This is a genomic window from Aeromonas sp. 602200, from assembly GCF_049173895.1.
In the GTDB taxonomy this organism is placed as follows: Bacteria; Pseudomonadota; Gammaproteobacteria; order Enterobacterales; family Aeromonadaceae; genus Aeromonas; species Aeromonas veronii_A.
Genome location: NZ_JAAKSL010000015.1, coordinates 122,771 through 131,170, shown reverse-complemented (window position 1 = coordinate 131,170; position 8,400 = coordinate 122,771). Strand labels below are relative to the sequence as shown.

At 59.2% G+C, this 8,400-nt stretch carries 6 protein-coding genes; 4 read left to right on the top strand and 2 right to left on the bottom strand.

Annotated features, from left to right (window positions below; all coding sequences use genetic code 11):
• Nucleotides 1–198 precede the first annotated feature (198 nt).
• On the top strand, nucleotides 199–708 hold the full coding sequence (locus tag G5221_RS16830; protein WP_265061165.1) for a VC2046/SO_2500 family protein: 510 nt from the start codon (nucleotides 199–201) through the stop codon (nucleotides 706–708).
• Between the two features lie 110 nt (nucleotides 709–818).
• Here the strand turns inward: G5221_RS16830 and hpf are convergent, their stop codons facing one another.
• Nucleotides 819–1,157 carry a ribosome hibernation-promoting factor, HPF/YfiA family gene (gene hpf / locus G5221_RS16825; RefSeq protein WP_005334257.1) on the bottom strand — a complete coding sequence of 113 codons (339 nt, stop codon included), beginning with the start codon at nucleotides 1,155–1,157 and terminating at the stop codon, nucleotides 819–821.
• 368 nt (nucleotides 1,158–1,525) lie between these two features.
• On the opposite strand from hpf, the gene G5221_RS16820 reads away from it, so the two are divergent.
• The 3 genes from G5221_RS16820 (at nucleotide 1,526) to G5221_RS16810 (ending at nucleotide 7,207) form a co-directional block, all read left to right on the top strand.
• Nucleotides 1,526–4,030: a putative bifunctional diguanylate cyclase/phosphodiesterase gene (locus G5221_RS16820; RefSeq protein ID WP_421263610.1), complete on the top strand. Its 2,505-nt coding sequence runs from the start codon at nucleotides 1,526–1,528 to the stop codon at nucleotides 4,028–4,030.
• Between the two features lie 99 nt (nucleotides 4,031–4,129).
• Entirely contained in the window at nucleotides 4,130–6,031 is a 1,902-nt protein-coding gene (locus G5221_RS16815; RefSeq protein ID WP_421263609.1) for a transglycosylase SLT domain-containing protein, read from the top strand.
• Nucleotides 6,032–6,208: 177 nt separating this feature from the next.
• Complete coding sequence (locus tag G5221_RS16810) at nucleotides 6,209–7,207, top strand: LacI family DNA-binding transcriptional regulator (RefSeq protein WP_421263608.1); 999 nt, start codon at nucleotides 6,209–6,211, stop codon at nucleotides 7,205–7,207.
• Nucleotides 7,208–7,284: 77 nt separating this feature from the next.
• On the opposite strand, the gene G5221_RS16805 is transcribed toward G5221_RS16810, so the two are convergent.
• The gene (locus G5221_RS16805) at nucleotides 7,285–8,349 is read right to left on the bottom strand and encodes a 3-deoxy-7-phosphoheptulonate synthase (RefSeq protein ID WP_421263607.1); all 1,065 of its coding nucleotides are present in this window, start codon (nucleotides 8,347–8,349) and stop codon (nucleotides 7,285–7,287) included.
• Nucleotides 8,350–8,400 lie beyond the last annotated feature (51 nt).

Here is an 8,400-nt window from a genome sequence, read left to right as displayed (position 1 = left end):
GAAGGATTCGAACCTTCGAAGGCAGAGCCGTCAGATTTACAGTCTGATCCCTTTGGCCGCTCGGGAACCCCTCCACAAGTGCGAGGCGCATACTAACAGATCTTCCGGTTTTGTGAACCCCCAAGCAGGATTTTTCCATTAAAAGAATTGGATTTGTGGCCGATAACCAGTGAAATCGCCATTTTCGAGAGTTATCTCATGCTGCCCAGTTCAATCCGTAATCACCTGCTCGTTGATGAGGGCCAGTTGGGGCAGCGCCTCAACCGTGACCTGCAGCATGGGGATCGGGCGGATTTCCGGTTGCATCTGGCCCTGCTGACCGACGCGGTGGAGGAGCAGCCCTGGTTTGATGCCAAACCGGTGGCCACTCCCCAGAGCCGTGACTGGCGTCTGCACTTTGCGCTGAGACCGGCAGAGGTGCTGGTGGCTGAAGGGGCGGGGAGTGACTGCAGTGCCATCAATGAGCGGCTGCAGCAGGGGGGAAGCATGGTGGATGTGCGGCTCTGGCTGGCGCTGCAAACACCGCCGCTGGCGGTCAAACAACCGCTGCTGGATGAGGCTGTCTACGACAACCTGTCACCGCTGGCGCGGGAGCGGTTGCAAGGAAAGCTGGCCGATATGCCACGCCAGGAGGATCCGCTGGTACTGTTGCCGATCCTCGACCGTTTGCAACAGGGGGTGGATACCCGGTTGCACTGGCTCAGTTGATGGCGCCTGTTCACTGGTGTAACGCGATGCTTGTCGGCAAATCATAGGCAACAAAAAGGCGGGTGACCCCGCCTTTATGCTCTTTAGAATTTTAGCCTTGCGGCATGCTATCAAGCGTCAGCTTCATCCGGTTGCGGCTGCTCTTTGAGCGCTGCGTTGGCACGACGGGCAATCGGCTTTTCGGTGTGACGGTTGAGTTGGCGCTCCAGTTTTTGCCCCAGTTCGTTGATGGCGGCGTAGAGATCCTCATGCTCTGCCTGGGCAAACAGTTTGCCGTTGGGGATGCCAGCACTGGCTTCGACAGTGAACATCAGACGCTCTTTGGAAACAATCACATGGGGTGTGATGAGAGGCACCTGAAGACGTTCGAGCTTTTCAAAACGGGATTCGATGCGCTCGCGGATAGCCGGGGTGATGTCGATGATTTTGCTGGTAATTTCGATTTTCATATTGGCCCCCTTCGGGTCGTCTCGCTTGTGTCTTCACCTTCAGATTACTCATTGGTAAAGATTGAAATGTGATCTATGTCACATAACCTTCCCTTGGCTATTCAGCAACTTATAAATTGTGATCTTTTCCGGTTTCGTGCCAAAAACAGCTTGAGCTCCATGAAACTGGCAGGCAGTATGACGGGAATAGGATCGTTTCTGTCCCTTCTTGGCAGCACTTCGTGTCGACCTCATGTCCGGTTTCCACTGCTTGATATCGCATGTTTGTACTCTTCCCTCGCAACCTCTGATCTGATGAGCGGATGCAGGGGGCGTTGCTATGCCTGATTGGACATCAAACGTGGTTGGTTGTTGTGTTGGAGTGGTAAATGAAGCAGCAGGCCACGCAAGTCATGTGGTTTTTCGATCGGCAACATGATCAGTGGAGTCTCTCTGATCTGGGGGCCTACCAGCAGTGGCAAGGGGAGGGCAATCATCCCTGGGCCGCTCGCTTGTTACCGGAAGATGAGGCTGGCTTTGCCGACTTTCTCGTCCGGCTTCATGAATCACATCTGCCTGAACAGTTCATCGGTCATCTGAAAGATGATCAGGGGCAGCTCAACCATGTGCTCTGGAGCGGCCAGTTTGTGCCCACCCAGCAGATCTGCTGTGGCTGGCTGGCCCCTCTTGATACCGCTAACAGTGCAGTATCCTCCCTCAATCTCTCATTGCCGTTGCTGCAAACCACCCTGCTTACCCAGTTGGCGCAGGCGCTCTCTGCCCGCACCGGGCTCGATTTCTTCAATACCCTGGTCAGCCAGCTGGCCCATATCCTCAAGGTGGATGCGGTCTGGGTGGGGGAGTTGTGCGGTGCCGACCGGGTCAAAGTGCTGGCCGCCGACGGGCTGGCGCAGAAGGACTATCCGCTGGCGGGCTCCCCCTGTCAGGAGCTCTACAAGCAAGGGGCCATCTGTTTCGAGGTGATCGACGAGTCGCAGGAGTATCAACCCTGGCTGGCGGCCGGGCAGACTTACTACGGTCAGCCGCTATTTGATGCCAGAGGCCAGTTGCTCGGTCATCTGGCGCTACTCTATTCGGCTCCGGCAGATACCAGCAATCTCACCTCGGTGCTCAATACCTTCTCGGTACGGATGGTGGCCGAGCTGGAGCGATTGCAATCCGATGCCCAGATGCGACTCTCTGCCGTGGCGTTTGAGACCCATGAGGGGATCATCATTACGGATCCGGGGTTCAAGATCCTGCGGGTCAACAACGCCTTCAGCCAGATCACCGGCTTTGACAGCCAGTCGGTGCTGGGCCTGCATCTGGAAGAGGATCTCTGGCCCAATCTGGGCGGGCTCGGCTACGAGCTCAATACCCTCAGCCGCTGGCAGGGGGAGACCCAGCGTCGCCATGTCGATGGTCACACCTATCCCCAGTGGGAGATAGTGACGCCGGTGCAGGACGAGAAGGGGGTGATCAGCCACTTTGTCATCTGCTTCGAGGATATCTCCGAGCGCAAGGCGGCCGAGCGACGCATTCAGGATCTCGCCTATTACGACGAGCTGACCGGATTGCCCAATCGCCGTCAGCTCCACGAGACTCTGGTGCAGACCTTCAACGAGGCGACCCGCGATGGCTTGATTGGCGCTCTGCTCTTTATCGATCTCGATCACTTCAAGACCATCAACGACTCCCTCGGCCACGCTACCGGTGACTGGCTGCTCAAGGAGGTCGCCGCCCGTCTCAAACGGCTGGTGCGACAGGGGGATTGCCTGGCCCGCCTCGGCGGTGACGAGTTTGTGTTGCTGCTGCCATCGCTCTCGGCCAGCCCGCCCCAGGCGGAGATGCAGGCCGATATCATTGCCGAACGGCTTATCACCGAGATTGCCGCTCCTTATACCTATGTGGGGCAGGTGCTGCACATCGGCGCCAGTGTCGGCATTACCCTGTTTCCGGATCGGGAGCAGGGGGTCGATGATCTGCTCAAGCAGGCGGATACCGCCATGTATCAGGCCAAGTCCGCTGGCCGCAAGACCCGTCGCTTCTTCGATGCCTCGATGCAGCAGCAGGCGGATCGCCGTCTGCTTATTCACAACGAATTGCGTAACGCCCTCAGCCAGCAAGAGCTGACTCTCTACTATCAGCCCCAGCATATGGTCGATGGCGGCGATATCATCGGTGTCGAGGCGCTCATTCGCTGGCAGCCGGCCGGTCGCTCGCTGGTCTCGCCGGCCGAGTTTATTCCCATTGCCGAGGAGACGGACCTGATTGTCGATATCGGCAACTGGGTACTGCACGAGGCGTGCGCCCAGTATGTGCTGTGGGAGGAGAACGGCATCCACATTCCGCAGATCTCGGTCAACGTCAGTGCCAAGCAGTTCCATGCCACCGATTTTGTCGAGCGGATCCACGATGTGTTGGCGCAAACCGGCATGGATCCGGCCTGCCTCAATCTGGAGATCACCGAGTCCGTGGTGCTGGGTCATGCCGAGGACACCATCAGCAAGATGACCGAGCTCAAGGAGCTCGGCATCAGCTTTGCCATCGACGATTTTGGCGCCGGTTACTCCTCTCTGAGCTACCTCAAGCGGCTGCCTGCCGATGAGCTCAAGATCGACCGCTCCTTCATTCAGGACATCCCGAAAGATGGCGACAACATGGCCATCGTCGAGGCGGTGATCGCCATGGCGCGACATATGGGGTTCAACGTCACGGCGGAAGGGGTGGAGTCCCGTCAGCAACTGGAGTTTCTCAAGGCGCAGGGGTGCAGTTTCTATCAGGGCTATCTCGCTTCCAAGCCGCTGCCGGTGCCCTATCTGGAGAAATATATACAGCGGCTGACCAGACCGGAGCAACTGCGTGAAATGCAGCTGAGCGAGTCAGAAAAATAGTCCCTGCTCCCCGCTGTAGCGCTGCCCGGCAACGGGTAGAATGAGAGGCAGTAGACCCACCGCCACCGGGCGGTGTATTGCCCTCAATGGAGATGTTCAGTGAAAGCTGTATGGGGAATTGTTTTGTCGGCGCTGTTTGTGCCGACCCTGATGGCGCAGACTGCCGACCAGACGCTCTACCGTCAGGCGTATGACGCCGTACGGGCCAATGATCAGGCCCGTTTCCAGCAAATTCGTGCCCGTTTGACCCATTACCCCCTGCTCCCTTACCTCGACTACTATCAGCTCGCCTTTCGTCCAGGGGCGGCGGATTACAACGATGTGACCCGCTTTATCCGCCAGCATGGGGATACCCCCCAGTCCAACCGACTGGAGCGCAGCTATCTGACCTATCTGGCCCAGAGCCAGCAGTGGTCGCAGTTCCTGCGCTTCTATCCGGCCAAGCCGAGCTCCACCGACCTGCTCTGCATGCACTATCAGGCGCTCTATTACACCGGCAAGCCGAAAGAGGCGTTGCAGGGGGCGGGCAAGATCTGGATGAGCGGTCAATCCCGTCCCGATGCCTGCTCCCCGCTGTTCCAGCTGTGGCAGGCATCCGGTCAGCGAACCCAGGAGAAGATCTGGCAGCGGATGACGCTGGCGTTCGAGGCGGAAAACCCCAACCTGATCCGCCACCTTGGCGCAACCCTGGGTAGCGGCTTGCAAAGCTATGGCGATCAGATGGTGACCCTGTTCGAGCAGCCTGCCAAGGCGATGAACCCGGCCTATTTCAGCAGCAATCCTTATTCCCGCAAGCTGCTCTCCCTCGGTTTGACCCGCTATGCCAATCAGGAGCCGGAGTCGGTGCTGCGCCAGCTTGCGCTGTTTCGCAGCCGTTTCGACCTGACCCAGGCCGAGGTGAAACCGGTAGAACGTGCCATTGCCCGCCGCCTGCTGCTGGATCGCTCCATTGCCCAGCGTAGCTGGGTCGACAGCACGGTGAAAAAGCTGGCGGATCCCGACATTACCGAGCTGCGGGCGCGACTGGCCATCTGGGAGCAGGATTGGCGTGGCCTCTCCGGCTGGGTGAAGATGATGCCGATGGCCCGTCAGAAAGAGGATCGCTGGCGCTACTGGATGGCGCGCTCCCTTGAAGTGCAGGGGCAGCAAAAACCGGCGCGGGATCTCTATCTGGAGACCGCCAACCTGCGCGGTTTCTACGGCTTTATGGCCGCCCAGCGCACCGGCGTGCCCTATCGCATCAAGAACCAGAGCGTCAAGCATGTACCGGACTGGCGCACGGCCAGTCAGCGCTGGCCCTTCCTGTTGCGGGTGCGGGAGCTGCTGTCGATGAACGAGATTGCGGCGGCCCGCTCGGAGTGGATCCACAACATGGATCGCAATCCGGTGGCCCAGCGCATCGAGTTTGGTCATATCGCCCTCAATCAGGGCTGGCACGAGCTGGCCATTCTCGCCAGCATTCGCGCCGAAGCGTGGGATGCCCTCGACCTGCGCTTCCCGCTGCCGCTCAAGCGCACCTTCTCCCAGATGGCGCAAGAGCGCACTATGAACACCAGTTTGCTCTATGCCATTTCCCGTCAGGAGAGTGCCCTCTATCCGCTGGCCCAGTCGCCGGTGGGGGCGCGCGGTCTGATGCAGCTGATGCCTGCTACTGCCAAAGAGACTGCCGGCAAGCTGGGGGTGCCCTATCGCAACGAGCAGCAACTGTTTGATCCGACGATGAATATTCGTCTGGGGAGTGCCTATCTCAAGCGCTTGATGGATGTCTATGATGGCAACCGGATCTTGGCGGCCGCAGCCTACAACGCCGGGCCGGGACGGGTAAAACGCTGGCGAGAGCAGAGTGACAACAAGCCGATGGACGTGTGGGTCGAGAGCATTCCCTACAAGGAGACCCGCAACTACGTACAAAACGTGTTGTCGTTCGATCTCATTTATCAGCACAAGCTGCAGCAGCCGCTGCGCTTCATGTCAGAGCGGGAGCTCAATCACGCCTATTGAGTCGGGGGCCGCCAGCCGGCCCCTGTTTTCAAATTTCCCTGCTGCCAGGTATCATCGGGTAAGGTTTTGTTACCAAAGGAAACATGCCTGGTGACCTGGCTCCGGGAATTGCATCAGGCCGCAGGGTATACTCGGGCGTCGGCATCGACAGGTTCCCCCACAATAAAGGAATGGATAGTGGCAACGATTAAAGACGTTTCTCAGCTGGCAAATGTGTCTATCTCCACCGTGTCGCGGGTTATCAACAACACGGCACAGGTAGCACCGGAAAAGCGTGAGGCCGTAATGGCGGCCATGAAGGAACTGAATTTTCGACCCAACAGTTTTGCCCAGGCACTGGTCAGCAAGCGTTCCAACTGCATTGGCGTGCTGGTTGGCGACCTCTGCGGCGGCCCCTTCTTTGCCCAGATGATGCGTGGCATCGAGACCATGGTCGATCAGGCCAACAAGTTCACCATCGTCATGTCTGGCAACCACGATATCGCGCGCGAGCGTCATGCCATTCAGGCGCTGCTGCAGCGCCAGTGCGATGCGCTGATCCTCCACAGCAAGGCGCTCCCGGACGAGGAGCTGAGCGAGCTGGCGGCAGGCTCTACTCCCATCGTGTTTATCAACCGTCAGGTGCCGGGCTTTGAGGATCGCTGCGTCTGGCTCGATAACCAGGCGGGGATCACCACCGCGTGCCAGCACTTGCTGGATGCCGGTCATCGCAACATCGCCTTTATCACCTCCGATGATGAAGAGTTTGTCGATGGTCAGCAGCGGATGGCCGGTTACACCCAGACCCTGGCCAGAGCCGGGATCGCCTTTGATCCTGCACTCGTCAGCCGCGCCTTTGCCGACGAAAATGGCGGCTATGTGGCGATGAGTGAACTGCTGGCGCGCGGTGTCGAGTTCACTGCCGTGCTCGGTTTCAACGACGGCATGGTGGCGGGGGCGATCTCTTGCCTGCTGGAGCGGGGTTACAAGATCCCGCAGCAGGTGTCGGTGGTGGGGTTCGACGATATCCCTTACGCCCGCTACATCTATCCCAAGCTCACCACGGTGCGCTACCCCATCGAGGAGATGGGCAGCCGTGCAGCCGAGTTGGCGCTGCGCCTGCTCGATCACAAGCCGGTGGACGGCCTGGCGCTCAAGTTTGAAGCCCAGCTGGTGGAGCGGGAGTCAGTCGCCTGATGTGCGTCAAACAGTGAACAACAAGGTGGCCCCATCGGGGCCACACTCTTTTCTGCGTTATCTCTCTAACCCGCCATTTATCCCGCCAGGGCGACCCGCTGCTGACGGCGCGCCTCCACTCCTTCTGCCACCATATCGAGCAGTTGCCTTGTCTGTTCCCATCCGATGCAGCTATCGGTGATCGACTGGCCGTAGCGCAGCGGTTTGCTGCCAATCTCCTGACGCCCTTCGCAGATAAAACTTTCCACCATGATGGCGGCGATGGCATGGCTACCAGCGCCAAGCTGGTCGGCGATATCTCGGGCAACCAGCAGCTGGCGGGCATGCTGCTTCTGGCTGTTGCCGTGGCTGCAATCGATCATCAGCCGGGGTGACAGATGATGCTGGCGCAGCAAGTCGCCAGCCTCTGCAACATGACAGCTCTGATAGTTGGGCTGTTGGCCACCGCGCAGGATCAGGTGGCAGTCGGGGTTGCCATGACTGCGCACCAGTGCCAGCTGGCCATCACCGGAAGGCTGGGTATAGAGGTGGGCTGCCCGGCTGGCGAGGATCGCCTCGACCGCGATCCGGATATTGCCATCGGTGCCGTTTTTATAACCGATGGGGCAGGGAAGGGCCGAGGCCAGCTGACGGTGGAGCTGGGATTCGGTGGTACGGGCACCGATGGCACCCCAGCTGATGAGATCCCCCAGATAGAGCATGCTGGTGAGATCGAGAAATTCGGTGGCACAGGCGAGCCCTTCCTGTCCAAGGGCCAGAAGTAACTCTCGGGCCAGGGATAGGCCCTTTTCCAGCCGATCGCTGCCATCGAGGTCGGGATCGAAGATAAATCCTTTCCAGCCGAGGGTCGTGCGCGGCTTTTCGAAATAGGTGCGCATCACCAGTTGCAGCTGCTCCCCGTATTGGCCCTGCAGTTCAGCCAGCCGGCCACCATAGTCGCGGGCGGCTGCCGGATCGTGAATGGAGCAGGGGCCGATCACCAGCAGCAGGCGATCATCCTCTCCCTGCAGAATATGGCGGGCTTGCTGTCGGCTGCGTGCGATCTGGCGAGCGAGCCGTGCCGGACAGGGTCTGGCCTTTAACATCTCGTCAGGGGTGGGCAGGGTGGCAAGGGGTGAAGCATTCAGAAGTGAGGTGAACATGAGCGATCCTGATGAAAATGGAAATCTGCATGCTCTTTGCTGTCCAGTGGG